Genomic DNA, 25,388 nt, shown 5'->3' on the forward strand with positions numbered 1-25,388 from the left:
AGCTTGTAGCTGGAGGTCCCCTCCATGTCCCAAGACCGTCGCTACAGCTTCGAGTTCTTCCCGACCAAGACCGATGCTGGGCATGAAAAACTGCTCGCCACTGCCCGTCAGCTGGCCACCTACAACCCTGACTTCTTTTCCTGCACCTACGGCGCGGGCGGCTCGACCCGTGACCGCACGCTGAATACCGTGTTGCAGCTGGAAAGCGAAGTCAAAATCCCCGCCGCCCCCCACCTTTCGTGCGTCGGCGACAGCAAGGACGACCTGCGCGGCCTGCTGAACGAGTACAAGGCGGCCGGCATCAAGCGCATCGTTGCTTTGCGCGGTGACCTGCCGTCCGGCATGGGCATGACCAGCGGCGAGCTGCGTCACGCCAATGAACTGGTTGAATTCATTCGTGAAGAAACCGGCAATCATTTCCACATCGAAGTTGCCGCTTACCCGGAGATGCATCCGCAAGCGCGCAATTACGAAGACGATCTCGCCAATTTCGTGCGCAAGGCCCGTGCCGGCGCCGACAGCGCGATCACCCAGTACTTCTTCAACGCCGACAGCTACTTCTACTTCGTCGACCGTTTGCAGGCGCTGGGCGTGGACATTCCAGTCGTTCCGGGGATCATGCCGATCACCAACTACAGCAAGCTCGCGCGCTTCTCCGATGCCTGCGGTGCGGAAATCCCGCGCTGGATTCGCAAGCAACTGGAAGCCTATGGCGATGACAGCCAAAGCATTCAGCGCTTCGGCGAACAGGTCGTCACCGAAATGTGCGAACGCCTGCTGCAGGGCGGCGCACCTGGTCTGCACTTCTATTCCATGAACCAGGCCGAACCTAGCCTGGCGATCTGGAACAACCTGAAGTTGCCACGCTGAGACCGCTGTACGCCGCAAGCTGAACGCTTCTTGCCACAACAAAAGATCGCAACTTTCGACAGCTTTTACAGCGCTGTCGCAACTGCGATCTTTTGCTTTTAAGGCCCGAAACAGAGCTTCTGCTGCCAGTTTCTGGCTCTTTGGCGTTTCTCGTCGTAATCTCAAGTCATGCCTTTGATCACGCAGTTATTCGCCGTGCTGGTTTTTGCTTGCCTGAGCTTTGCGGCTCGGGGCGAGAAGCTGCGTATCGTCACCGAACCGTGGGCGCCGTACGTTTACGAAGAGAACGGCAAGAACCTCGGGCTGGACTACGAAACCACCGCCATCGTGTTCAAGCGTCTGGGCATCGAAGTCGAATGGCAGTTCCTGCCGTGGAAACGCTGCCTGTCGATGCTCGAAACCGGCCAGGCTGACGGCGCGCTGGATATTTTTCACAGCGCCGAACGCGACGCCACCCTGCTCTACCCGAGCGAACCGCTGTCGGACGTCGAATTTGTGATGTTCTATGCCAACGAACGACCGCATCCCTTTCGCAGCCTTGAAGACCTCAAGGGCCTGACCATCGGCACCTCGCCGGGTTATCTGTACAGCCCGGACTTCAGGGAATCGCCCCTGTTTACCCGCGAACCAGCCCCGACCCACGAAGCCAACTTCGGCAAACTGGTGCGCGGGCGCATCGACCTGCTGATCACCGATCGCCGCGTGGGTCAGCATTTGCTCGACGAACTGAATATCCGCAACCAGATCACCGAAAACCCCACCGTCATCAGCCGTCAGAGCCAGTTTCTGGCCGTTCGGCGCAACGCAGGGATGGATTTGCTGGTGCAGCGCTTCGGCGCCGAACTCAAGCGTTTCAAGCGTGAACCGGCCTATGCCGAGCTCAGCGCACGCTACGGCGCGGCCCCGGCCATGACCGCGCCACTGGGCAGCGCCACCGCCAGCGGCAAAACCGTTGAGCAGCAGGAAAGCGGCGCGCAGTGATTGCTCTGTTATACTCCGGCGTTCCCGCCAGGCTCACGCCCGGACGCCCGGAACCGTAACAGGCCTCCCGACCCGCTACAGCGCAGCTTTTCAGCCCGCGCGAGCGCTCCGGACGTGCCTTCGGAACCGCAGCAGGACCGGACGGGATTGCGTCCTCTTAAACGCCATTCGCGCCAGGCAAGACTCCCATTGGGCCAAGCCCTAACTAAAACAGGATTACTCATGTCCTTTGCTTCCCTCGGTCTCTCCGAGGCTTTGGTCCGCGCTATCGAAGACGCGGGCTATACCGAGCCTACTCCGGTGCAACAGCGGGCCATTCCCGCCGTGTTGCAAGGTCGCGACCTGATGGTTGCGGCACAGACAGGTACCGGTAAAACCGGCGGTTTCGCCCTTCCGATCCTGGAGCGGCTGTTCCCTAACGGTCACCCGGACAAATCCCAGCGTCACGGCCCGCGCCAACCGCGCGTCCTGGTGCTGACCCCGACCCGCGAACTCGCGGCCCAGGTTCACGACAGCTTCAAGATCTACGCCCGTGACCTGAAATTCGTCAGCGCCTGCATCTTCGGCGGCGTCGGCATGAACCCGCAGGTTCAGGCCATGTCCCGTGGCGTGGACGTACTGGTTGCCTGCCCGGGTCGCCTGCTCGACCTGTGCGGCCAGGGCAGCGTCGATCTGTCCCACGTTGAAATCCTTGTGCTGGACGAAGCCGACCGCATGCTCGACATGGGCTTCGTCCATGACGTGAAGAAAGTCCTCGCGCGTCTGCCGGCCAAGCGCCAGAACCTGCTGTTCTCGGCGACCTTCTCCAAAGACATCACCGACCTCGCCGGCAAGCTGCTGCACAACCCGGAACGCATCGAAGTGACGCCGCCGAACACCACGGTCGAGCGCATCGAACAACGCGTATTCCGTCTGCCGGCCAGCCACAAGCGTGCGCTGCTGGCTCACCTGATCACCGCTGGCGCCTGGGAACAGGTACTGGTGTTCACCCGCACCAAGCACGGCGCCAACCGCCTGGCCGAGTACCTGGACAAACACGGCCTGCCGGCTGTGGCGATCCACGGCAACAAGAGCCAGAACGCCCGCACCAAAGCCCTGGCCGACTTCAAGGCCGGCGAAGTGCGCATCCTGGTAGCGACCGATATCGCCGCCCGAGGCCTGGACATCGACCAGTTGCCGCACGTGGTCAACTTCGAACTGCCGAACGTCGATGAAGACTACGTGCACCGCATCGGCCGTACCGGCCGTGCCGGTCGTTCGGGCGAGGCGATCTCGCTGGTTGCGCCGGACGAAGAAAAACTGCTGAAAAGCATCGAGCGCATGACCAAGCAGAAAATCGCCGACGGCGACCTGATGGGCTTCGATGCCAGCACCATCGAGGCCGAGAAGCCTGAAGTGCGCGAGCGTCCGGACATGCGCAACCCGCGCAACGCCCGTGGCCCACGCGGCGACGGCCCGAATGGCGGCGGCGGTGGCGGCGGTCGTAAAGACAAAGGCAAAGACAAGGGCAAGGAAAAACCTGCCGGCGAACGCGGTGAGCGTGGCGAGCGTCCAGCCCGTCAACAGAAGCCGCGCGAAGGCACTCCGGCCCGCGAACAGCGCCAGCCAAGCCAGCCGCCACGCGCCGCTGCCGACCGTGCTCCGGACGAATTCCTCGACGACGATGTGGATAACTTCGGTAACCGCGTTGACTACGTGCCGAAGCAGGCTCCGGCCGGCGGCCGTGGTCGTCGTCCAGGCGCTCCGGCGCAAGGCGCAGGTTCGGGCGCGCCGCGCACCGGTGGCCAGCCACAAGGTCGCCAGAACGGTCCACGCAACAGCAACGGTTCGAGCACCGGCACCCCACCGGCCAAACGCAGCGGCCCGCGCAACGGTGCGCCGCGTGACGGTCAGGGTCGTCGCGACGAAAACCCGCGCAACCGCCGCCCGGCCCGTGACGATCAGCAACGTGCCGAACCGGCCGTGCAGAACCCGCGCAGCAGTGGCCCGAAGATCATGCACAAGGAATCGAAAGCCGACCGCTTCCCGACTCCGGAACAGCTCGATCAACTGCCAAGCCGTCCACGCGGTGAAAAACCGGCCTTGCTGACTCGCAATCGCTGAGTTTCAACAAGGCAATAAAAAACGCCCCCGGTCGCAAGACCGGGGGCGTTTTTGTATGTCTGGCGAAAATTACTTCGCTTTGACACCTTCGAACGAGATGTACAGGTCGACGTTGTCGGACTGAGGACCCAGATCCATCATCTTGCCGAAATCAGAGCGCTTGATGCTGGTGGTGCCTTCGAAGCCGGCACGGTAGCCGCCCCATGGATCCTTGCCTTCACCCAGGAACGTGGCCTTGACCACGATCGGCTTGGTCACGCCGTGCAGGGTCAGGTCGCCGGTCACGTCAGCAGTGTCTTTGCCTGCGGCGTTCTTGCCGGTGGATTTGACGCTGGTGGAGACGAACTTGGCGTCAGCGAATTTGCCCACGTCCAGGAAGTCTTTGCTGGCGATGTGCTTGTCACGCTCGGCGTGGTTGGTGAACACGCTGGCGGTCTTCACGTCGAACTCGATCTTGCTGTCTTCAGGCTTGGCAGCATCGAAGCTGAACTTGCCGCTGATGTCCTTGAAGGTACCGGTGATGAAGCTGTAGCCCAGGTGGCTGATCTTGAAGTCGACGAAGGCGTGCTGGCCTTCTTTGTCGACGGTGTAGTCAGCGGCCATTACGTTGGCGGACAGCACGGCAGAACCGATTGCCAGAGCGGCCAGAGTCTTTTTCAACATGCTTTCTTTTCCTTTGAGTCGAGGTTGAACTTCAGGCTTTGCGACCGAGCATTCGGGTGAGGGTCGCATCACGATCGATAAAGTGGTGCTTCAATGCTGCCAACGCATGGAGGCCGGAAAAAATTACCAGCGCCCACGCCAGGTACAGATGAATCACCCCAGCGGTATCTGCCTGGTCCGGTAGTCCGGAAACCAGTGCAGGAACTTCAAACAGGCCAAACACCGGGATCCCGACACCGTCTGCGGTGGAAATCAGGTAACCGGCAAGCATCACGGCGAACAGCGCAAGGTAGAGAAACCCATGGCCGAACCTGGCGCCGATGCGGGTCATGCGGCTGTAGCTCTGCAGCGTTGGCGGCGGAGGGCTGACAAAACGCCACAGCACCCGCAACACCATCACAGCCAGCAGCACCAGACCGATGCTCTTGTGCAGATCCGGCGCGTCTTTGCGCCAGGTGCTGTAGTAATCCAGCCCCACCATCCACAGACCGAGTGCGAACAATCCGAAGACTGCCAGCGCCACGCCCCAGTGCATGAAAATGCTGATCCAACCGTAGCGCGAAGAAGAGTTACGTAGCTGCATTGCCCAAATCCTGTGAGAACTGCGAACCAAGACTAGCGAGTTATCTATCGAATTAAAGCGGAAAATTTCGCTTTGAAATATCGAGAAATACGATCAAGAGTCTTGAACAGGGGAGTTAAGGAAAGATTAAAGGTGAAAAGTGTGGCGGGATGTTAGTTGGCGGCTCGCAGATTTCCACTGACCGGGCCGACTGACAGGCAATAAAAAAGCGCGGCATGAAAGCCGCGCTTTTTCATTCACCGCAACGCCTTACTGCGCTTTGGTATCGGTCGCTGCTGCAGGTTTGGCTGCTGGCTTCTTCGCCGGTTCAGCCTTTTTCGCTGCAGGTTTGGCCGGGGCTTTTTTCGCCTCGGTCTTGGCTGCAGGTTTTTTCGCTGCTGGCTTGGCTGCCGCTTTCTTGGCTGGCTCGGCTTTCGCCGGGGCTGCTGGCTTCGGTGCTTCCACCGGAGCTGGCGCAGGAGCCGGGGTCGGCGCAGGTGCTGGAGCGGCTGGAGCAGGTGCCGGCTCTGGCGCTTTTACTGGCTCTGGTTTCTTGTCGTCATCCGAGCCGCCGAACAGGTTGGTGAAGAAGTTGCCTTTTTTCGCCGCCGTGGCCGCACCCGCTGCGCCTGCCGCCGCTGCTGCGGTGGCTGCCGCCGGGCCGACCTTGATCGGTTCGAAGGATTTGCCCGCCGCCAGGTCTTCAACCTGACTGGCCGCACGCTGACCGGTGCGCAGTGCGCCTTCCAGGGTGCCCGGGTACAAGGTGTCGGTGTGTTCGCCGGCAAACGCTACGCGTTGCAGCGGACGCTCCCACAGGCGCCAGAATTTGCTGATCTGGCCAGGACCGAAGGCCAGGTAAGAACCGCCAGTCGATGGGTCGGTGCTGTAGCGACGGATTTCATAACCGGTGAACGAGCCACGGGCCTGAGGATAAAACGTGTGCAGACGGATCAGCACCTGATCGACCATCTGCTTGTCGCCGAAGGCCTGCATCACACGGGCGTTGTCGCCGGACAGGTTGATCACCACGTTCGCGCCGCCCTTCAGGGCCGGCTCGATCCACAACATGCCCAGACCGGTGTTGCTGTAGATCTCGCCGGACATCCGCGCCTTGCTTTCCCACACTGGCGTCTTGAACTTCAGCATGATCTGGTCGCGCCAGCCGTAGTTGGTGCCCTTGATCGCAGCCAGGTGCTGGGCGTCCAGCGCCGGGGTCAGCTGGATCTTGTTAAGCGCGCGCAGTGGCACGGCCAATACAACGTAATCCGCCGAATAGCCAACGCTGCCGACCTTGACGGTCACGCCGTCCTTATCCTGGGTGATGGCGGACACCGGCGAATCGGTCTTGATGGTTTTCAGCTGCTTGACGAAGGCCTGGGCCAGCACTGGGCTGCCACCGACCAGACGCGAAGCGCGCAGGTCACGGTCGGACACGCCGCGATAAACCCGGCTCTGCTGCGCGAAATACAGCAGCGACAGGCGCGAAGGTTCGTCGTAGTGAGTACGAATATCCTGGTTGATCAGCTGACGCGCGGTGGCTGGCAGGTTCTGCTTGTCGAGCCAGCTCGACACGTTGATCTGGTCCAGCGCGTGCAGGGTGTTGGTTGCGGCCGGGTTCTGCGGATCGTCGATCGAACGCGCCAGATCGTCGCGGGTCTTCTCGTAGGCTTTCAGCGCCTGGGCGGTGGCCGGTTGCTTGGTGGCCAGGTCGGCGGCGGAGAAATACTCGCCGTCGATCAAGTAACCCGGGGTCCGCACGAATTCAGGGGCCGGCGTGGTGCTCAGCTTGAAGGTCGACACGTATTTGTTCAGCACCGGCTGAGCCTTGTCGTTACCGATCCACTCGCTGGTGGCCATGCCCGAGCGACCGCCCAGGCTCGGTTTGGCTTCCAGCAGCGTCACCTGCCAGCCCTTGTTCTGCAGTTCGTAAGCCGCAGTCAGGCCCGACAGGCCGCCGCCGATCACGATCGCGGTTTTATCCTTGGCCAGCGCCGTAACGCTAAACAGCCCCAACACCACAAGCGCACAGGCGCGCAGCCAACCGACAGACATTCAGCGAACTCCGGAAAAACACGTAGGAAAAAGCAGTTTTGCGGGTCAGACGACCCAAAGAACCGCGAAGAATACGTCAGCCATCAAAACGCCGCCAGCAACGTCTATCGGCCCATACAAAGTAGCTCAATCGACGCAATGGGTTGTCCCGACGCGACGCATTGCATAGGCTTGCGCGATTGTTTGCCCGCGCCTGACGCGAGCCGCCTCGAGGAGACTGAACATGGGCCTGAACAACCAGTGGATGCAACGCGATCTCGCGGTGTTGTGGCATCCCTGCACCCAGATGAAAGACCACGAACAGCTGCCGCTGATCCCGATCAAGCGCGGTGAAGGCGTCTGGCTGGAAGATTTCGAAGGCAAGCGCTACCTGGATGCCGTCAGCTCCTGGTGGGTCAACGTGTTCGGCCACGCCAACCCGCGCATCAATCAGCGCATCAAGGATCAGGTCGATCAGCTGGAACACGTGATTCTGGCCGGCTTCAGCCATCAGCCGGTGATCGAGCTGTCCGAACGTCTGGTGAAGATGACGCCCGAGGGCCTGAACCGGGTGTTCTACGCCGATAACGGTTCGTCCTGCATCGAAGTCGCGCTGAAAATGAGCTTTCACTATTGGCTCAATCGCGGCCAGTCGAACAAGAAGCGCTTCGTCACCCTGACCAACAGCTACCACGGCGAAACCATGGCGGCGATGGCGGTCGGCGACGTGCCGCTGTTCACCGAAACCTACAAAGCCCTGCTGATGGACACCATCAAGGTGCCGAGCCCGGATTGTTACCTGCGCCCGCAGGGCATGAGCTGGGAAGAACACTCGCGCAACATGTTCGCGGCCATGGAACAGACGCTGGCGGAAAATCATGACAGCGTCGCTGCGGTGATCGTCGAGCCGTTGATCCAGGGCGCCGGCGGCATGCGCATGTATCACCCGGTGTACCTCAAACTGTTGCGTGAGGCTTGCGACCGTTACGGCGTGCATCTGATCCACGATGAAATCGCTGTCGGTTTCGGCCGTACCGGAACGATGTTCGCCTGCGAACAGGCCGGCATCCGCCCGGACTTCCTGTGCCTGTCGAAAGCCCTGACCGGCGGTTATCTGCCATTGGCGGCGTGCCTGACCACCGACGAGGTGTACAGCGCGTTCTACGACGATTACCCGACCCTGCGCGCCTTCCTGCATTCGCACAGCTACACCGGCAACCCGCTGGCCTGTGCGGCGGCGCTGGCGACCCTGGATATCTTCGAACAGGACAACGTGATCGAGAACAACCGGGCGCTGGCCCAGCGCATGGCGTCGGCCACGGCGCATCTGGTGGATCATCCGAACGTTTCAGAAGTGCGTCAGACCGGCATGGTGCTGGCCATCGAGATGGTCAAGGACAAAGCCACGAAAGAAGCCTACCCCTGGCAGGAACGGCGTGGCCTGAAGGTGTTCCAGCATGCGCTGGAGCGTGGCGCGTTGCTGCGTCCGCTGGGCAGCGTGGTGTATTTCCTGCCGCCGTACGTGATCACCCCGGAGCAGATCGACTTCCTCGCCGAAGTCGCCAGCGAAGGCATCGACATTGCCACCCGTGACAGCGTCAGCGTGACGGTGCCGAAGGATTTCCATCCCGGTTTCCGCGATCCGGGCTGATCTAAATTACTTAAGTTGACGGCGCGTTCCCATGCTCTGCGTGGGAATGCCTCACCGGACGCTCTGCGTCCGCTCTTGGGACGCAGAGCGTCCCGGGCTGCATTCCCACGCGGAGCGTGGGAACGATCTAACCAGAGAGACCCGAAATGAGACTGTCCCGCTTCTTTATCGACGCCCCGCTCAGCATTGGCGAACACGAACTGCCGGAAGCCCAGGCGCATTACATCAGCCGCGTGCTGCGCATGGCCGAGGGCGATGCGGTGCAGATGTTCGACGGTTCCGGCCACGAGTTTCGCGGTGCACTGCTGGAAGTCGGCAAGAAGCGCGTGACGGTCAGGATCGACGAACAACTCGCCGGCCAGGTCGAGTCGCCGTTGCAAATCCACCTCGGCCAGGGCCTGTCCCGGGGCGAGCGGATGGACTGGGCGATCCAGAAAGCCACCGAACTGGGCGTCAACGAAATCACCCCGATCTTCAGCGAACGCTGCGAAGTCCGGCTCAAGGACGAACGCGCCGACAAACGCCTGCTGCACTGGCGCCAGGTGGCGATCAGCGCTTGCGAGCAATGCGGTCGCTCGCGGGTGCCGGTGATTCATCCGCCGGTGTTGCTGGCCGACTGGTTGAAACAGACCGAAGCCGAACTGAAACTGGTCCTGCACCCGGTGGCCGAACCCTTGGTCAGCCACGCCAAGCCATCGACCCTGGCGTTCCTGATCGGCCCTGAAGGCGGCTTGTCCGACGCCGAAGTCGAGCAGGCCAAAGGCAACGGCTTCCACGCCGCCCGCCTCGGCCCGCGCGTGCTGCGCACCGAGACGGCGCCAGTTGTGGCGCTGGCGGTGGCGCAGCAACTGTGGGGTGATTTCTAACCCTTTTTGCCGGATTGATCGTTCCCACGCTCTGCGTGGGAATGCAGCCCGGGACGCTCCGCGTCCCAAACCGCGTGACGCAGAGCCTAAGAACGATCAGTCCGTCGGGTTACAAGACGTAAAACAAGATCGCCACAAAGTGCAGCAAACTCCCCGCGATCACAAACAGATGCCAGATCCCGTGGGCATGTCGCAACCGATGGTCGAGGGCAAAGAAGATGATCCCCACGGTGTACAACACGCCGCCCGACGCCAGCCAGGCAAACCCTGCCGTTCCCAGCGCTGCAATCAGCGGTTTGACCGCCACCAGCACGATCCAGCCCATCACCGCGTAGATCACGATCGACAGGATCCGCGCCTCCGAGCGCGGTTTGATCTCTTGCAGGATGCCGATAAGCGCCAGCCCCCAGACAATCCCGAACAACGTCCAGCCCCACGGCCCGCGCAGGGTCACCAGGCAGAACGGCGTGTAACTGCCGGCGATCAGCAGGTAGATCGAAAAGTGATCGACCTTCTTCATGATCGCTTTCTTGCGCCCGCGCACGCTGTGGTACACGGTGGATGCGCTGTAAAGCACCAGCAACGTAAAGGCGTAAATCGCCACGCTGACAATCTTCCACGGGCTGCCGTCGAGGCTGGCAATCACCAGCATCCAGACGCCCCCGACAAACGCCGCTATCGCCCCGACCAGATGCGTCCAGGCGTTCAGTTTTTCTCCGTGATACATGTGTCGCACACCTCGATTTCATTACCGCAGCGCGCAAGGCTCGGGCCTTGAGCGTAAAAGCGCAATGTTTCCGTTCAACGCGGGCCTGCGCCTGTCCTGATATTTGGGCACAATCGACCGATACCAAGAAGAGTCCGCGCCATGCTGATCGACGAAGAATTGACCCTGAAGAAACTCGAGGTGTTCCTCGCCTTCATGCGCACCGGCAACCTCGCCCGCGCCGCCGCCGAGCTGCAGACCAGCAACGTCAGCGTGCACCGCGCGATCCATTCACTGGAAAGCGCCCTGCGCTGCCCGTTGTTCAAGCACGAAGGACGCAACCTGACGCCGCTGGAGAGCGCCTATGTACTCGAAGAGCGGGCGCAGAAGCTGATTCAGGACGTGGTCGAAAGCGTGCGCCTGACCCGCGAAGCCGCCGGGTTCTCGGCTGAACGCTTCAAGCTCGGCTCGCTGTATTCGCTGACGGTGAAGACCGTGCCGCAGCTGATCATGGGCCTGAAGATCCGCCGCAGCGAACTCAACATCGATCTGATCCTCGGCTCGAACATCGACCTGCTCTACAAGCTGAAAAACATGGAAGTCGACGCGATCCTGGTGTCGCTGGACGACAGCGTCAACGACCCGGACTGCGAGCAGATTCCACTGTTTTCCGACGACATCTTTCTCGCCACGCCGGCCGATTCCCGCTTCGCCCAACGCAGCGAAGTGGATCTGGCGGAGGTGCGCGACGAAACCTTCATCACCCTTACGCAAGGCTTTGCCACCCATCAGGACGGTATTCGGGTGTTCCGCCAGGCGGGGTTCGAGCCGAAGGTGGCGATGCAGGTCAACGACATCTTCACCCTGCTGAGCATGGTCAGTTCCGGGGTCGGTTATGCGTTGCTGCCGGGGAGGATTGCGGCGGTGTACGAGAACCGGGTGAAGCTGATTCCGTTGCAGGAGAAGTACCGGTTGCAGCAGCACATTGGTGTGGTGTTCTTGAAGGCCAAGGAGCGGGATCCGAATCTGCTGGCGTTGTTGGCGGAGTGTCGGATGTATGCGAATCGCCAAGGCTCCCAATGATCGCGGCTGATGATCATTCCCACGCTCCGCGTGGGAATGCCTCAATGGACGCTCTGCGTCCGCTTTTGGGACGCGGAGCGTCCCGGCTGCATTCCCACGCAGAGCGTGGGAACGATCATCGGTCGGGATCAGTTAGCCAACAATTGCGCGGACGATGAAATACAACAGCGACGGCCCAAGCAGACAACCCAATCCGGTGTGGAAAGTAGCCGTCAACGCCCCATAAGGCACCAACCGCCGATCCGTCGCCGCCAGCCCCGCCGTCACGCCACTCACAGTCCCGGCCAGTCCGCCAAACACCATCGCCGAACGCGGATTATCCAGGCCCATCCAGCGCGCCGCCACCGGTGTGCCGACCATCACCAGAATCGCCTTGATCAACCCGGTGGCAATCGACAGCGCCATTACATCCGAAGTCGCGCCAATCGCTGCACCGGTCACCGGGCCGACGATGTAAGTCACCGCCCCCGCGCCGATGGTGGTCATGCTCACCGCATCGCGATAACCGAAGACCCAGGCCATGCACGCGCCGACAATGAACGGCAGGATCGTGCCCAGCAGCAGCGCGATCACGCCAATCAACCCGGCCTTCTTCGCCTCGGTCGCCTGCACCTCGAAAGCCGTGGCAACGATGGCGAAATCCCGCAGCATCGCGCCGCCCATCAGGCCGATGCCGGAGAACAGCGAAAGATCCGCCAGGCCTTTCTGTCCGCCGGTCATGGTGCCGCCAACCCAGGCCAGCACCAGACCGATGACGATGGCAATCGCCGAGCCGTGAATCCGCCCGAACGTCAGGCGTTTGGAGAGAATCACCGAGACCCACATGATCACGCCGACGAAGGCAAACGCGGTGACCAGACCGTTGTGTTCAAGGCCCTTTTCAATGAGATCCCACATGTCAGCGACCTCCTACGGGCGTGCCGACCGGGGAGACTTCCGCCGGCTCGTCGGGCAAGGGTTCGCCCTTGTGGGTGCGGCTGATCAGGGCAATGGTGCAGCCACAGACCACCACTGAACCGATTGCCGCCAGCACTGCCACCGGGCCGCCGTGCAGGGCGGTGACAACGTTCTGTTGCGCGGCCATCGCTACCACCACCGGAATGTACATGGCGCCCCAGAAGCCGACGCCCATCTCGCAATCCTTGGTCATGCCGCCGCGTTTCTGCATCCACAACCGCGCGCAGATCAACAGGATCATGGCGATGCCGACCCCGCCGACGTTGGATTTGACCCCCAGCAGCACGCCGAGCAGGTCACCCATGATCACCCCTGCCAGCGTACAGATCGCCAGCAGCGCCACACCGTAAATAATCATTGTTGTAGTCCTCAAAGTGCATCGTCGAATGTTGTTTTTGTTGTTCGAAGCCTGAGTCGGTGATTTAGGTTCTTCTGCCCTCCTCCTCACGCAACAGCGCCTGCAAGGTGTCGAGCCGGGCACTGTCGAAGGCAGTGACAGTCCCCTGTTCGAACACCCGGCGCGCCAGCCCGGTCAGCACCGCACCGGGCGGCAGTTCGATCTGTAGTCGCACACCGCGCTCGTAGGCGCTTTGCACGGTGCCGCGCCAGTCCACTACGCGACACATGTTGAAGGCGAGATCGTCGCGCAGCGCTTCAGCCTTGGTCACAGGTCTTGCGCGACTGCCGCTCAGGTAAGCGATTTTCGGTGTTTTCAATTCGACCCTGGCGAATGCTTCGGCGAGGGTTTGCGCAGGCTCATCCAGCAACGGGCAGTGCGACGGCACACTGACCGCCAGACGCTTTGCCAGACCGGCGCCACGACTGCGTGCCAGCTCGGCGACCGCTTGCATCGCCTTGTCGCTGCCGGCAATCACCACCTGGTTATCGGCGTTGATGTTGGCCAGGTACACCGGTGTTTCTGCGCCGTGTACCTGCGCTAGCAGTGTTTCGACTGTGGATAATTGCAGGCCGATGATCGCGGTCATGCCGAAGCCCTGTGGATAAGCCTGCTGCATCAACTCGCCACGCAGGCTGATCAGATGAAGCGCATCGCTGAAGCTCAATGCTCCGGCGACCACTGCTGCCGGGTAGGCACCGATGGACAGGCCGGCGACGTAATCTGCGTTGAGTCCGTCCTGCAGCAACTGCCGCGAGGCCGCGACCCCGGCGATCAGCAGACAGAGCTGAACCGCCCGGGTGCTGCGCAACGCTTCGCTGGAATCCAGCCGCAAGACATCCTCACCGAGCCCATCACTGGCCTCGATCAGCGTTTCCCGAGGCAACCGCTGGAGCATGCCGGGCTGCTGCGCGCCTTGGCCGGGAAACACCAGCAGGCTGCTCACGCTGCCTGCTCCTGCGGGTTCCATGGGTCGCTGACCAGACAGGCTTCATGGGCACTTTTCAGCAGCACCCGCGAAGCATTCCCGGCCCACTCGCGCAGGGCGACTGCACCGAATGGCGTCTGCAACTGCATGTCGACTCGACAGATCGCCTGATCGAAAACTGCGACCAATTTACGTGCCTGATTACGGGTGATGAGTTGCGGTGTACGCAGGATCAAGTCGAGATCGCTGCGCTCGTGCATCGCCGTAAATCCACTGGCCAGCTCAAACCCGACGCTGCCACAGACGCCCCAGATCCAACCGCAATCATCGAGCACCGGCCGCAGTTGCCGCAGCGCGTGCATGACCGGCAGATCACGCTCGCTGTCGATCTGACAAAGCGCTTCCGGGCTGACCCGACAGGCAATCGAATCGATCGCCATGAACGCCGCCATCCGCTGCTCGCGCAACCGACCGCGCACGCCCACCGCCACGAACCCGTCTTCACTCAACGCCCGCCGCACCACCACCGGTTGCCCGGCCGCCAGCGAATCAATTGCCCACTGCGGCGCATCCGCCGGCAACTGCGCCGGCGTCATGCCCCACAGCAGATCGTGGGCCAGAGGCGTGTTCACCACTGCGCCCTCAGCAGTTCACGCACGCGGCTGGAGGCTTCGCGATTTTTCGCGCCGAGACGATTGCTCAAGTCAGTCGCAGCAACATCGCCGATGGCTTGCTTCAGGCATTCGCCGACCCGCACCAGATCCTCCGTCGTCGGCTGTTCGATCTGCTGCACCGACAGGGTTTCCCAGAGCAAGCCGAGGCTGGCATAGCTGTCGATGTCATAGGCCATCGGCGGCACGCTGGAGGCCAGGGTTTCCAGTTCTTCGACGCTGCGCAAGGTCACCCGCGCCGCCGAAGCCTTGCCCATCGCATGCACCATCACCCCCGGATCACGCAGGGCGATCAAGCGATTGGCCTGATAACCGTGGGCCAGAAACGCCCCCGACATGGCCTTGCCCACCAGCAGCGCAATCACCGGATGCCCGGCCAGACGCGCGCGGGCATAAGCGTCCGCCGCACCGGCCAGGGCCTGATGAATGCCGAGGGCTTCTTCGCGGCGGCCATAGGCCTGGCTCGGCACATCGACGATGGCGATCAAGGGGCGCTTTTGCGTTTTGTCACGGTCGGCGCTGATCGCATCATCCACCGCTTTGGCCAGGCCCCAGCCTTCGAGCAAACCGACTTCGCCGTTGCGAGCCCGAGGGAAACGGTTTTCCGGGTCGGCGACCACGGCAATAAAACGCCCGAGTGGCCCGTCAGCGACCTTCAGCGATGGCGGCAAACCTTCAACGGCATGCGCGCCAGCGCTCAAGGCGTTGAACCAGTTCAAACCGCGCACGGAATACCCGCTCATAAGCGCTCTCCTCGATACAGATCGCGAACCACCGAAGGCTCGATTTGCGTGTCAGTGTCCAGGCTCGCGAGTCGTTGCAGGAACCACTCGGCCCGCTGACTGCGCGGTTGTGTCGGCAAGCCTTGTTGCAGCAACTCGCCGACCTGTTGGCGAATCTGCGCCACGTCATCGGCGACGTAACGATCCACCAGACCACTGGCAAACCGTTGCTCGCCACCGGTCAGGCTCCAGATGAAGGGCCGGTCGCGGGAGTCGTATTCCTCGATCCCGGCTTCCTGCTCGATCACCTGCGGGCCGTTCAAACCGAGGCGTGCTTCCTGGGTCACCAGCAAATAGCTGCACAGGGCTGCGGCAATCGACATCCCGCCAAAGCAACCAACGCTGCCGGCCACCACGCCGACCACCGGTTGGTACTGCTGCAGATCGACAATCGCCGCATGAATGTCGGCAATCGCCGCCAGTCCGAGGTTGGCTTCCTGCAAGCGCACGCCGCCGGTTTCCAGCAGCAGGATGGCGCGGGTCGGGATGCCTTTGCGGTTGTCTTCGGCGGCCAGTTCCAGTGCGCCGGCGATCTTCGCGCCGCCGACTTCACCGAGGCTGCCGCCCTGAAACGCGCCTTCAATCGCCGCGATCACCACCGGCAAACCATCGAGGCTGCCCTTGGCGATCACCACGCCGTCATCGGCCTGCGGCACTACGCCCTGACGTTCGAGCCATGGCGACATCACGCGTTGAAACGGGTCGAGCAGTTCGCGGAAAGTGCCGGTATCGAGCAGGGCTTTCGCCCGCTGCCGGGCGCCGAGTTCGACGAATGAATGCTTATGCAGAAGCGCTGAGGTATCAGTCATGGCCGATCTCCTCGAAGCCTTGTTCCAGACGCAGGCGCACCACGCCCGGGGTCGCGCCGAAGTCGTGGATATCGATGGCCATCGCCGGCGGTGTGGTGCCGTCAAACATCCGCGCAAACAGATGCTGCCAGCGCAGCTGTGCGCCGTTGACCGAGGTCTGCACGTTGATCGTCAACTTGCCGGCCAGGCCGGGTTCGATCAGCACTTCCAGATCGCCGGAACCGACACATCCGACCAGCGCCCGACCACGTGGCGGCTGCCCGGCGGGGAATTCAAAAGATAAGGTTTCCATCAAAACGCTCCCTGAAGGATGCCGTCGCGCTCGACTCGGTCGAGCAACAACGTGGCGGCGAGCAAGTCGGCGGCGCCACCGGGCGAGGCATTCAATGCGATGAGTTGTTGATCCAGTTCGTGCAGACGGCGGCGACCGGTGAGGCTCGCGCTGCCACCTGCATCGAGTACCGCTTGAGCGCCGAGCTGCATGGCGTAAAGACCTTGTTCGCCAGCGCGGTAGAGCACGCAGGTGTCGGCGAGGTCGGTCATGATCGCCAGCAAGCCATCGAGCCGGGCGTTCTGTTCGCCATGACCGGCGGCGCGGCTGCGTTTGAGCTGCGGCAGACCGCGTTGCAGCACGGACGGGAAACCGAGTTGCGCTTCTTCCCGGGCACCGCGAGCGCCATAGCGTTGGGCGACTTGCGCGCCGTGGCTCAGCGGGCGCGGCGCATAACGGTCATCGAGCAACGCCAGACGCGCAGCGCGCAGAGTGACGGCGCTGGCACTGGCGGACTTCGAATCCAGCGCAGCGGCCGTGACCAACAGGCCCAACGCCCAGATCGCCCCGCGATGGGTGTTCACGCCGTGGGTGGTGGCGAGCATCGCTTGCTCGCCTTCCCGTCCAATGCGGCCGACGGCTTCGCGCAGCGGTAAGCCGATCTCGCCGAATTCAAGCGCGGCCTCGGCCATTTCCTTGAACGCCGGCCACAACGCCAGCGCCGAAGCGTGCATCAATCCCAAGTGCAGATCGGTATGCGCACCATTGCCGCGACGGTCGACCAGCGCCGGTTTCGGCGACAGATCGGCTTCGTCGATCAACGCGTCCACTGCCAGATCCGCCAGCCGTTCCGCGAGAGTGATGGTTTTGGGTTGCAGGTTGAGTGCGTGCATTACCAGCTCCTGAACTTGGCGGGTGGGTTGTAGAGGCCGCCGGACCACTCGACCAGATCGGCCACGCTCTTCGCCGCAAGCAATTCGCGGGTGGCGTCGGTGCGGCGGATGCCGAGGTCTTCGGGCAAGGCGATCAGCCCTTCGCGGCGCATGCGTTCGGTGTCTTTCGGGTTGTGACGCAAGCCGATGGCGGTGACGCCGGCCACCGCTGCGATCATCGCCTGGCGCTCTTCCAGCGAGCGCGCCTTGTACAGGTAGGCGATGCCCTCTTCGGTGAGCAGGTGGGTGACGTCGTCGCCGTAGATCATGATCGGTGCCAGCGGCATGCCGCTTTTCTTCGCCACCTCCACCGCGTCGAGGGTTTCGACGAAGGTCGGTTTGCCGCCCTCCTGGAACGTCTCGACCATCTGCACCACGAGTTTCTTGCCGCGTTCGAGCATCGGCTGCTGCGAATCGTCATGGCGCATGTCGAGCCACGCCGGGGTGCCGTGACGACGGCCGCGCGGGTCGTGGCCCATGTTCGGTGCGCCACCGAAACCAGCGAGGCGACCACGGGTCACGGTGGAGGAATGGCCATCGCCATCGACTTGCAGGGTTGCGCCGATGAACAGGTCCACCGCGTATTGCCCGGCCAGTTGGCAGAACATCCGGTTGGAACGCAGCGAGCCGTCGCGGCCAGTGAAGAACACATCGGGGCGAGCAGCGATGTAGTTTTCCATGCCCAGTTCGGTGCCGAAGCAATGCACGCTTTCGACCCAGCCACTTTCGATGGCCGGGATCAGCGTCGGGTGCGGGTTGAGGGTCCAGTTGCGGCAGATTTTGCCTTTGAGGCCGAGGGATTCGCCGTAGGTCGGCAGGATCAGTTCGATGGCGGCGGTGTTGAAACCGATGCCGTGGTTCAGCGACTGCACATTGTGTTTTTCGTAGATCCCGCGGATCGCCATCATCGCCATCAATACGTGCACAGGCTTGATGTGGCGCGGGTCGCGGGTGAACAGCGGTTCGATGTAGAACGGCTTGTCCGCCACCACCACGAAATCCACCCACGACGCAGGAATGTCCACACGGGGCAGTTCGCTGACGTCGTCCACCAACTGGTTGACCTGGACGATGACGATGCCGTCGCTGAAGGCTGCCGGTTCGATCAGCGCCGGGGTGTCTTCGGTGCTTGGGCCGGTGTAGATGTTGCCGGCACGGTCGGCCATGAACCCGGCCGAGAGCACGACGTTGGGGATCAGGTCCACCACCAGCCGGGCATAGAGTTCGATGTAGGTGTGAATCGCGCCGACTTCCAGCAGACCGTCTTCAAGCAATTGGCTGATGCGCAGGCTCTGGGTGCCGGCAAAGGAGAAATCGAGCTTGCGGGCGATGCCGCGTTCGAACAGGTCCAGATGCTCGGAGCGGCCGACACTGGGCATGATCATGTGCAGGTCGTGGAGTTTCTCGGGATCAGCCTTGGCCAGCGCACGGGAAAGGAAATCCGCCTGTTTCTGGTTGTTGCCCTCCAGCACCACACGGTCGCCAGGCAGGATCAGCGCTTCGAGCGCCGCGACGATCCTGTCGGTGGGCAACACCACACCGTCGGCCAGCCCGCGCACCTTGTCGAGGCGACGCTGCTTCTCGTCACGCCGCCGCGTCCAGCGCGAGTCGGGGGAAATTGTTGTTGTCATGCTCACTCCACGGGGTTCGCTGTCGTGGAGCTACCTTAGGAGTGTCGGGTGGGGGCATCAATCAAGCGCAGTGCGTGATCGTTACGCCTGGAGTAACGATTACGCCAAGCCTGCATCTACCAGCAGTTTTTCCAGCGCCAACAGATCCGGCACCTTCGCCACCTGTTCCCCAACCTGCACCGCCGCCTGCTCCAGCGCACACAGCGGCACGTCGACATAACTCAACTGGCTATCGAGCTTGTACGAGCGTGGAATCCCCTGCACCAGCAATGCAATGAAGCGCAGCGTCGGCAATCCGCCCAAGGCGTTGAGGATGACGATCCGTGCCCGTTCGCCGATGACGATTTTGTTGCCGCACGCCGACTCGAAACTCAGCAGCGGAATCTGCCGCTCGCGCCAGGTCACCCGGCCCAGATACCACGGCGGTGTGTCGAGATCGAAGGCGCTGGACTGGTAGTCGATCAGTTCGGCGACGGCAACGTTGGGCAGGATCAGGTTGCGATCGGCCAGCGGCAGCAACAGCCCGGTAAGTTGGCTGCTGCGCTGGTTATGACGTCGCTCATGCATGTTTTTTGCTCCACAGGGCAATGCTTTCGAGCAGCACCGATTCCTGGTACGGCTTGCCGAGGTAGTCGTTGACGCCGATGGCCATCGCGCGGTCGCGGTGTTTCTGCCCGGTGCGCGAGGTGATCATGATGATCGGCAGGTGTTGCAGGCGTTCATCGTGGCGCACCTGGGTCGCCACTTCGAAGCCGTCCATGCGCGGCATTTCGATGTCGAGCAGCATCAGGTCCGGCATGTGTTCTTCCAGCAGCAGCATCGCGTCGACCCCGTCCTTGGCGGTCAGCACGTTCATGCCGTGGCGTTCGAGCAGACGGCTGGTGACCTTGCGCACGGTGACCGAGTCGTCGACCACCATCACCAACAGCGGCTTCTGCGGTTCGCTTTCGATTTCGTGGCTGGCCGGACGCTGCGGCAGCCGCGCCTGCATCGCGCGGATCGGCGCCAGCAGATCGAGGATCAGCACTACCCGGCCATCACCGAGGATCGTCGCCCCGGACACGCCCTGCACCGCCGCGAACTGCGGGCCGAGGCTCTTGACCACGATCTCGCGGGTGCCGGCCATGGCGTCGACCTGCACCGCAATGTGCCGCTCGTTGCACTGCACCAGCAGCACCGGCAGTGGCAGGCTCTGGCCAAGCAGTTTCGGCCGTGGCGCGGTTTTCAGCAGCTCGCCCAGGTAGCACAGTTCATAACGCTGGCCGCCATACTCGTAGCGCGGCGGATCGTGACGGAAATGCGCGTCCAGTTCATTTGGCAAGACGCGGACGATGCCGTCGATGGTGTTCAGCGGAATCGCGTATTGATCCTCGCCGCACTGCACCATCAGCGCACGGTTGACCGACACGGTGAACGGCAGGCGAATCCGGAAATGCACGCCCTGCCCCGGCACCGAATCGATGCTCATGGTGCCGCCCAGTTGCCGTACTTCTTCGTGGACCACGTCCATGCCCACGCCGCGCCCGGAAATCTGGGTGATTTTCTCGGCGGTGGAGAAGCCCGGCTGAAGGATGAACTGCAGCACTTCGCGGTCGCTGATTTCCGCGTTCGGCGCCAGCAGACCGCGCTTGATTGCTTTGCGTCGCACCGCGTCCAGTGGCACGCCGGCGCCGTCGTCGCGGATGTCGAAAACGATGTCGCCACCCTCGCGGGACAGGTCGAGGCTGATCTGTCCCTGGGCCGGTTTGCCTGCCGCCAGTCGCACATCGGCGGGTTCCAGACCATGGTCGACGGCGTTGCGCAGCATGTGTTCCAGCGGTGCGGCCATGCGTTCGAGGACGTTGCGATCCATCTCGCCTTCGGCGTTGCCGACGGTGAACGCCACGTCCTTGTTCAGCTCTTCGGCGACCTGACGGACGATGCGCTTGAGTCGCGGCAACATGCGCTCGAACGGCACCATGCGCGTGCGCATCAGGCCTTCCTGCAATTCGGTGTTGATCCGGCCCTGTTGCTGTAGCAGGTTCTCCGCGTCGTGGGTGCGCCGGTCGAGGGTTTCCTTGAGGTCGAGCAGGTCGGAGGCGGATTCGAACAGCGCCCGGGACAACTGCTGCAACTGCGAATGGCGATCCATTTCCAGCGGATCGAATTCTTCGTAGCCCAGACGTTCGGCGTCCACTTGCTGACGGCTGAGAATCCGCCCCTGGGTTTCGGTGTCGAGCCGGCGCAACTGGTCGCGCATGCGCTCGATGGTGGTTTCCATCTCGTTCAGGGCGGTCTGTGCATCGCTGACTTGCTGCTCGATACGCCCACGGAAAATCGAGGTTTCGCCCGCGAGGTTGACCAGATCGTCGAGCAGCTCGGCGGAGACCTTGACCATGTCCGCGCCGGCCTCGGCAGCGGGCGCGGTGGTTTCGGTTTTAACCGGCGCGGGCAACAACAGCGGTGGCGTTGGCGCGGCAACCGGGTGGCTGAAATTCTGGATCGCGCTGATCAATCGATCCGCTGGCGGGCACGGCTGGCCGGCACGCACGGCGTCGAGCATCTGCGCCAACCGGTCATGGCCGCGCTGCAACAGGGCAAACAGTTCGGCGCTGCCCTGCAGGGTGCCGGAGGACAGGCTTTCGTAAAGGTATTCCAGCTCATGGGCAAGGTCGCCGATGGGGCCGATTTCCACCATCCGCGCGCCGCCCTTGAGGGTGTGCAGGTCGCGCAGCAGGGTTTCCACTTCCTGGCGGTTGCCGGGTTCGGCCTGCCAGCGCAGCAGCGCGGCACCGGAGTTTTCGATGATGTCGAAACCTTCTTCGAGGAAGATTTCCAGCAGCTCCGGATCGTGTCCTGCACCGTCATGGCTGGCAGCGGGTGTCGGTGTTTCGGGACTGCCGGCCTGGCCCTGACGGAACTGGCGGATCGCGTCGATCAGTTCCTGCGCCGGTTTCAGCGGCTGATGGTCATGCAGTTGATCGAGGAACAACGCCAGGCGGTCATGGCTTTGCAGCAACAGCCGGCCCAAGGTGTCGCTGTGGTTGTAGCGACGATCCACCAGACCTTCGTAAAGGCTCTCCAGCTCCTGGGCCAGATCACCGACCGCCTCGACCTCGGCCATTCGCGCGCCACCCTTGAGGGTATGCAGATCCCGTTGCAGCGACGACAGCGGCGCGCCATTTTCCGGGTCGTTCAACCAGCGCTGCAAGGCTTGCCCGGCGCTGTCGAGAATGTCTACCGCCTCTTCGAGGAAGATCTCGACGATCTCGTCATCCGGGGCGATCCCGGTGGCGCTTTTTTGCAGTTCGGCAGTGGCGCTGCCCAGCTCCGAAATGCTCAGGGTACGACTGCCGTCGCTGCGAATCAGGCCCATGGCCGACGGGTCGAGGCTTTCGTCGAGCAGTTCGTGCAGCGCACGAATGCGCTGCGGTTGCGGGGTGATTTCCTGGCCGGCGGCCAGTTCGTCGAGCATGTTGATCAGCGCTTCGTGGGCCTGCTGCGCCTCATGGAAAAACCGCTCGCTGACCGCCAGGCTGCTTTCTTCCACCGCGCCATACAGGTCGAGCAAGGCTTCGCACAACACATCCACCGGCAGCAGATCTGCCAGGTGCGCGCCCTCGCCGAGGGTCGTCAGTTCATCCAGCAACGCGCTGAGTTCCTGGCGTTCGCCGGGGTGCTGCTGCCAGCGTTGCAGGAGGTTTTCGGCGTCGAGCAGGATGTCCATGCCCTGGGCCAGGAAGTTGTTGATCAGTTGCGGATCACGCTTGACCCGCAAGCTGCTGCTCGGCGCATTGAGGATCGATTCCAGCCGCTCACTCAGCAGGGTTTCGGTGCGTTTGATCAGCGACTGTGCACCGACAATCGGCGCCAGCGGATCGTGCTTGAGCTGGCGCAGACCGACGCGGAACAGGCCTTCGGCCTCCAGCAGCAATTCCACTTCGTCCAGGTCCAGCGCCAGTTGGTGGGCCTTGAACTCCCGGGCCAGCTTGTCCAGCGGCGCCGCCAGTTCGGCGATCGGCAATACGCCGGCCATCGAGGCGCTGCCCTTGAGGGTGTGCAACGCTCGCTGCAATTCATCGCTGGCCTGCAACGGTACGTGTTCGGCGGCCTGATCGAGGAAGCGGTTGAGGCTGGCGAGGTGGGTTTCGGCTTCGTTGCGGAAAATCTCCAGCAACAGCGGATCGAGCGCGGCGACGTCTTCCACGTCTTCCGCCGGCAGCGGCGTGTCGCCCTTGGCCAATGCATGGGCGCGGGCCGCCAGCTGATCGACATCCTGACGCTGGCGTTGGTGGTTGATGGCGAATTCGGCAATCAGGTCCGGCAGCAACAGCAACGTATCGGCGAGCAATTGTTGCACCGCCGGGCCCGGTTCAACGCTGTGTTCCAGCACGCGATTGAGCAGGTTTTCCACCGCCCACGCCAGTTCGCCGAGAACCAGCGCACGGACCATTCGTCCGCTGCCTTTCAGGGTGTGAAAGGCCCGGCGCAGTTCGCTCAGGGCTGCGCGATCCTGCGGATCGGCGGTCCAGCGCGGCAGGTATTCGCGCAGCACATCGAGCACTTCCTCGGTCTCTTCGAGGAACACTTCGCGCAGCTCGTCATCCACCGGTTCTTCATCGGCCGGAGGCGGCAGCAGACTCCCGGGCGTGGTCAGCGCCGGCGGGTTGACCGCCGACACCGGGCTGGCCAGTACGTCGGCCAGCGACTGCACGATGTCCGGATCATCGAGTTCCTGCAGGTCCTGCATCACCAGCGCTTCGCTGGGGCTGAGCACGTCGTCGAGCAGCGGCACACATTGTTCGCTGGTCGGCTCGTCAGGAAAGTAGCCGAGGCTGGCCAGGCTTTTCTGCGCGACATCCAGCAGTTGCTCGCTCGGCGCCTGCGGGTCATCGGTCAGGCGTTCGAGGTAATACTCGAGGCTGGTGATGACGTCGGCGAGGTTATCCAGTTGCTGCCAGCCCGGCTCGTGGGGATCGAGCAGCAGATGCTCGCGAATGAAACCGTTACAGGCTTCCAGCAGGCTCGCCGCACGGGTCAACGGAATCATCGCCAGCGCGCCACGCACCTGGGTCAGCAGCGCTGGCAACGGTTGCAGTTGCTGGCGATCCCAGTCGGCGTCGATGTAGTCGACGATCATGTCCTTGGCCTGTTGCAGGCAGATGCGCGCTTCCTTGATCACGATCTGATGGATCTGCGTCAGGTCGGTGGTTGGCAGGCGCGAGTCTTCCGGGCTCTCCGGTTCCACCGTGCCGACCATCCCGGCCAGCGTCGCTTCGACGTAAAGTAAGGCACCGGCGACGTCCATCAGCGTGGCGTCGTTCGGTTCGCGCTGACCCTGAGCGAGGCTGAGCACCACCGCCAGTTGATCGATGATGACCTTGCGCGGCTGGCCGAAACCGAGCACCGCCAGGGTGTCGGCGATCTGCCGCAGCGGCGCCAGCAGGCTGTCCAGATCCGAGGTGTGCTGGCGGTCGCTGCGCACGAACAGGTCGAGGCGCTCCTTGACCCGCACCAGCTCTTCGCACAACGCCGCGAGTACCGAGCGCATGGCATCGCGGTCGGGGCCGGCCAGGCGCGCGCGTTCTTCGTCGACCATCGCGCTGTCGGGCAACGCGTCGTCCAGGGAGTAGCGATCTTTCATGGTCAGCATCTGCCCGGTGGGATGTTCGGCTTTGGCAATATAGAACAGCAGGCTCTTGAACAGCTCGGGCGGCGGTGGCTGGTTGAGGCCGGCCATGCCTTGTTCGAGCAGGCGCTTGAGCTCCTTGTCGGCGTCCTTGAACAGGCTGCGCAGGGCCGGACTGTTGGCGATCCGCCCTTCGCGCATGCCTTCGACCAAGGCCGAAGCGACCTGCCACAACGGGCTCAGCGGCGCCTCGCCGCTCAAGGCTTCGAGGCGGGTGAAGACTTTGCTCAGGTAACCGAGGTGGGTCTGGTCGTCCTGTTCGCGGAGCAATCCCACCAGTGCCATCTGCAACATCTGCCGCAACTTGCGCAGCACATTGGGCAGATCCGCCGGTTCCAGCAGGGCCAACGCTTCCGGGCTCAGCGGCGGCAGCTCGGGCAATTGCGGGCTGAACAGGCTGGTCTCGGACAACAGGCTTTCGCCCCGGGCGCTGCGCAGATCATTGATCAGCGGCAGGACAACCAGCGGCAAATCACGGCGGGCGCCTTGCACGCGGTCGAGGTAAATCGGCAATTGACCGAAGGCCTGCAACAGCAGGTGCAAGGCTTCGTCGCGGTGGCTGACGCGATCGTTCTGCAAGGCTTCGACCAGATGTTCCATCTCTTCGGCGAGCAATGCCGCGCCGTAGAACTCGACCATCTGCAGACTGCCGTGGACCTGATGGATGCACGCCAGGCACTCGTCGAGGCCGGGCAGCGACTGCGGATCGTCGAGCACGGCTTCGATGGCCTGATGCGCCTGCCTCAGCGTTTCAGCAATTTCGCCTTTGACCCATTCGAGGGCCACGTAGTCGTGCCGGTCACCCATAACCACTCCGCTCGAC

Annotated in this window: 21 protein-coding genes; 6 read left to right on the plus strand and 15 right to left on the minus strand. The window is 62.7% G+C overall.

Going from position 1 to position 25,388, the window contains the following annotated elements; translation table 11 throughout:
- Positions 1-24 precede the first annotated feature (24 nt).
- From metF to rhlE2, 3 genes are all read left to right on the plus strand, one after another.
- Complete coding sequence (metF, locus tag AC07VV_RS09005) at positions 25-870, plus strand: methylenetetrahydrofolate reductase [NAD(P)H] (protein WP_007959683.1); 846 nt, start codon at positions 25-27, stop codon at positions 868-870.
- A gap of 168 nt (positions 871-1,038) precedes the next feature.
- Entirely contained in the window at positions 1,039-1,851 is an 813-nt protein-coding gene (locus tag AC07VV_RS09010) for a substrate-binding periplasmic protein (protein ID WP_495036039.1), read from the plus strand.
- 222 nt (positions 1,852-2,073) lie between these two features.
- Positions 2,074-3,954 carry an RNA helicase RhlE2 gene (rhlE2, locus tag AC07VV_RS09015; RefSeq protein WP_096817662.1) on the plus strand — a complete coding sequence of 627 codons (1,881 nt, stop codon included), beginning with the start codon at positions 2,074-2,076 and terminating at the stop codon, positions 3,952-3,954.
- A gap of 69 nt (positions 3,955-4,023) precedes the next feature.
- Here rhlE2 and AC07VV_RS09020 read toward each other — a convergent pair whose 3' ends face one another.
- From AC07VV_RS09020 to AC07VV_RS09030, 3 genes are all read right to left on the minus strand, one after another.
- Positions 4,024-4,617, minus strand: coding sequence for a YceI family protein (locus AC07VV_RS09020; RefSeq protein WP_096817658.1), 594 nt, complete (start codon positions 4,615-4,617; stop codon positions 4,024-4,026).
- A gap of 31 nt (positions 4,618-4,648) precedes the next feature.
- Positions 4,649-5,200, minus strand: a complete 552-nt coding sequence (locus tag AC07VV_RS09025; protein ID WP_495036040.1) for a cytochrome b — start codon at positions 5,198-5,200, stop codon at positions 4,649-4,651.
- A 249-nt stretch (positions 5,201-5,449) separates the two neighbouring features.
- Entirely contained in the window at positions 5,450-7,234 is a 1,785-nt protein-coding gene (locus AC07VV_RS09030; RefSeq protein WP_192559196.1) for a flavin monoamine oxidase family protein, read from the minus strand.
- 223 nt (positions 7,235-7,457) lie between these two features.
- Here AC07VV_RS09030 and AC07VV_RS09035 point away from each other — a divergent pair, with 223 nt between their 5' ends.
- Entirely contained in the window at positions 7,458-8,864 is a 1,407-nt protein-coding gene (locus AC07VV_RS09035; protein ID WP_495036041.1) for an adenosylmethionine--8-amino-7-oxononanoate transaminase, read from the plus strand.
- Positions 8,865-9,010: 146 nt separating this feature from the next.
- Positions 9,011-9,730 carry a 16S rRNA (uracil(1498)-N(3))-methyltransferase gene (locus AC07VV_RS09040; protein WP_192559197.1) on the plus strand — a complete coding sequence of 240 codons (720 nt, stop codon included), beginning with the start codon at positions 9,011-9,013 and terminating at the stop codon, positions 9,728-9,730.
- Positions 9,731-9,839: 109 nt separating this feature from the next.
- Here the strand turns inward: AC07VV_RS09040 and trhA are convergent, their stop codons facing one another.
- Complete coding sequence (trhA, locus tag AC07VV_RS09045; protein ID WP_007953311.1) at positions 9,840-10,457, minus strand: PAQR family membrane homeostasis protein TrhA; 618 nt, start codon at positions 10,455-10,457, stop codon at positions 9,840-9,842.
- 141 nt (positions 10,458-10,598) lie between these two features.
- Here trhA and AC07VV_RS09050 point away from each other — a divergent pair, with 141 nt between their 5' ends.
- Positions 10,599-11,519, plus strand: a complete 921-nt coding sequence (locus tag AC07VV_RS09050) for a LysR family transcriptional regulator (RefSeq protein WP_007953313.1) — start codon at positions 10,599-10,601, stop codon at positions 11,517-11,519.
- Positions 11,520-11,651: 132 nt separating this feature from the next.
- Here AC07VV_RS09050 and madM read toward each other — a convergent pair whose 3' ends face one another.
- The 11 genes from madM to AC07VV_RS09105 form a co-directional block, all read right to left on the minus strand.
- On the minus strand, positions 11,652-12,416 hold the full coding sequence (madM, locus tag AC07VV_RS09055) for a malonate transporter subunit MadM (RefSeq protein WP_495036042.1): 765 nt from the start codon (positions 12,414-12,416) through the stop codon (positions 11,652-11,654).
- Between the two features lies 1 nt (position 12,417).
- Complete coding sequence (madL, locus tag AC07VV_RS09060) at positions 12,418-12,834, minus strand: malonate transporter subunit MadL (protein WP_085709094.1); 417 nt, start codon at positions 12,832-12,834, stop codon at positions 12,418-12,420.
- Positions 12,835-12,898: 64 nt separating this feature from the next.
- The gene (gene mdcH, locus AC07VV_RS09065) at positions 12,899-13,819 is read right to left on the minus strand and encodes a malonate decarboxylase subunit epsilon (protein ID WP_495036043.1); all 921 of its coding nucleotides are present in this window, start codon (positions 13,817-13,819) and stop codon (positions 12,899-12,901) included.
- The gene (locus tag AC07VV_RS09070) at positions 13,816-14,436 is read right to left on the minus strand and encodes a malonate decarboxylase holo-ACP synthase (protein WP_495036044.1); all 621 of its coding nucleotides are present in this window, start codon (positions 14,434-14,436) and stop codon (positions 13,816-13,818) included. Before AC07VV_RS09070 ends, mdcH begins: the two co-directional genes overlap by 4 nt.
- A complete protein-coding gene (gene mdcE / locus AC07VV_RS09075; RefSeq protein ID WP_495036045.1) occupies positions 14,430-15,215 on the minus strand; it encodes a biotin-independent malonate decarboxylase subunit gamma in 786 nt (261 codons plus the stop codon). Before mdcE ends, AC07VV_RS09070 begins: the two co-directional genes overlap by 7 nt.
- Complete coding sequence (locus tag AC07VV_RS09080) at positions 15,212-16,063, minus strand: biotin-independent malonate decarboxylase subunit beta (protein WP_495036046.1); 852 nt, start codon at positions 16,061-16,063, stop codon at positions 15,212-15,214. Before AC07VV_RS09080 ends, mdcE begins: the two co-directional genes overlap by 4 nt.
- The gene (locus AC07VV_RS09085; protein WP_007913697.1) at positions 16,056-16,355 is read right to left on the minus strand and encodes a malonate decarboxylase subunit delta; all 300 of its coding nucleotides are present in this window, start codon (positions 16,353-16,355) and stop codon (positions 16,056-16,058) included. Before AC07VV_RS09085 ends, AC07VV_RS09080 begins: the two co-directional genes overlap by 8 nt.
- Positions 16,355-17,227 (minus strand): triphosphoribosyl-dephospho-CoA synthase, encoded by an 873-nt coding sequence (locus AC07VV_RS09090; RefSeq protein ID WP_495036047.1) that lies wholly within the window; start codon positions 17,225-17,227, stop codon positions 16,355-16,357. The genes AC07VV_RS09085 and AC07VV_RS09090 overlap by 1 nt, the downstream gene beginning before the upstream one ends.
- Positions 17,227-18,897 (minus strand): malonate decarboxylase subunit alpha, encoded by a 1,671-nt coding sequence (gene mdcA / locus AC07VV_RS09095; protein ID WP_495036048.1) that lies wholly within the window; start codon positions 18,895-18,897, stop codon positions 17,227-17,229. The genes AC07VV_RS09090 and mdcA overlap by 1 nt, the downstream gene beginning before the upstream one ends.
- A 99-nt stretch (positions 18,898-18,996) precedes the next feature.
- Positions 18,997-19,464: a chemotaxis protein CheW gene (locus AC07VV_RS09100; protein WP_096817632.1), complete on the minus strand. Its 468-nt coding sequence runs from the start codon at positions 19,462-19,464 to the stop codon at positions 18,997-18,999.
- Complete coding sequence (locus tag AC07VV_RS09105) at positions 19,457-25,372, minus strand: Hpt domain-containing protein (RefSeq protein WP_495036049.1); 5,916 nt, start codon at positions 25,370-25,372, stop codon at positions 19,457-19,459. The genes AC07VV_RS09100 and AC07VV_RS09105 overlap by 8 nt, the downstream gene beginning before the upstream one ends.
- Between the last annotated feature and the right edge of the window lie 16 nt (positions 25,373-25,388).

It is taken from the genome of Pseudomonas sp. GW821-FHT02C04 (assembly GCF_059421845.1).

Bases quoted from the DNA above. Each gene is read 5' to 3' on its own strand.
- AC07VV_RS09085 (WP_007913697.1), bottom strand. From the start codon at position 16,355: ATGGAAACCTTATCTTTTGAATTCCCCGCCGGGCAGCCGCCACGTGGT.
- AC07VV_RS09035 (WP_495036041.1), top strand. From the start codon at position 7,458: ATGGGCCTGAACAACCAGTGGATGCAACGCGATCTCGCGGTGTTGTGG.
- madM (WP_495036042.1), bottom strand. From the start codon at position 12,416: ATGTGGGATCTCATTGAAAAGGGCCTTGAACACAACGGTCTGGTCACC.
- AC07VV_RS09100 (WP_096817632.1), bottom strand. From the start codon at position 19,464: ATGCATGAGCGACGTCATAACCAGCGCAGCAGCCAACTTACCGGGCTG.
- metF (WP_007959683.1), top strand. From the start codon at position 25: ATGTCCCAAGACCGTCGCTACAGCTTCGAGTTCTTCCCGACCAAGACC.
- trhA (WP_007953311.1), bottom strand. From the start codon at position 10,457: ATGTATCACGGAGAAAAACTGAACGCCTGGACGCATCTGGTCGGGGCG.
- AC07VV_RS09040 (WP_192559197.1), top strand. From the start codon at position 9,011: ATGAGACTGTCCCGCTTCTTTATCGACGCCCCGCTCAGCATTGGCGAA.
- mdcA (WP_495036048.1), bottom strand. From the start codon at position 18,897: ATGACAACAACAATTTCCCCCGACTCGCGCTGGACGCGGCGGCGTGAC.
- AC07VV_RS09080 (WP_495036046.1), bottom strand. From the start codon at position 16,063: ATGACTGATACCTCAGCGCTTCTGCATAAGCATTCATTCGTCGAACTC.
- madL (WP_085709094.1), bottom strand. From the start codon at position 12,834: ATGATTATTTACGGTGTGGCGCTGCTGGCGATCTGTACGCTGGCAGGG.
- AC07VV_RS09030 (WP_192559196.1), bottom strand. From the start codon at position 7,234: ATGTCTGTCGGTTGGCTGCGCGCCTGTGCGCTTGTGGTGTTGGGGCTG.
- AC07VV_RS09010 (WP_495036039.1), top strand. From the start codon at position 1,039: ATGCCTTTGATCACGCAGTTATTCGCCGTGCTGGTTTTTGCTTGCCTG.
- AC07VV_RS09050 (WP_007953313.1), top strand. From the start codon at position 10,599: ATGCTGATCGACGAAGAATTGACCCTGAAGAAACTCGAGGTGTTCCTC.
- AC07VV_RS09025 (WP_495036040.1), bottom strand. From the start codon at position 5,200: ATGCAGCTACGTAACTCTTCTTCGCGCTACGGTTGGATCAGCATTTTC.
- AC07VV_RS09105 (WP_495036049.1), bottom strand. From the start codon at position 25,372: ATGGGTGACCGGCACGACTACGTGGCCCTCGAATGGGTCAAAGGCGAA.
- AC07VV_RS09020 (WP_096817658.1), bottom strand. From the start codon at position 4,617: ATGTTGAAAAAGACTCTGGCCGCTCTGGCAATCGGTTCTGCCGTGCTG.
- rhlE2 (WP_096817662.1), top strand. From the start codon at position 2,074: ATGTCCTTTGCTTCCCTCGGTCTCTCCGAGGCTTTGGTCCGCGCTATC.
- AC07VV_RS09090 (WP_495036047.1), bottom strand. From the start codon at position 17,227: ATGCACGCACTCAACCTGCAACCCAAAACCATCACTCTCGCGGAACGG.
- mdcE (WP_495036045.1), bottom strand. From the start codon at position 15,215: ATGAGCGGGTATTCCGTGCGCGGTTTGAACTGGTTCAACGCCTTGAGC.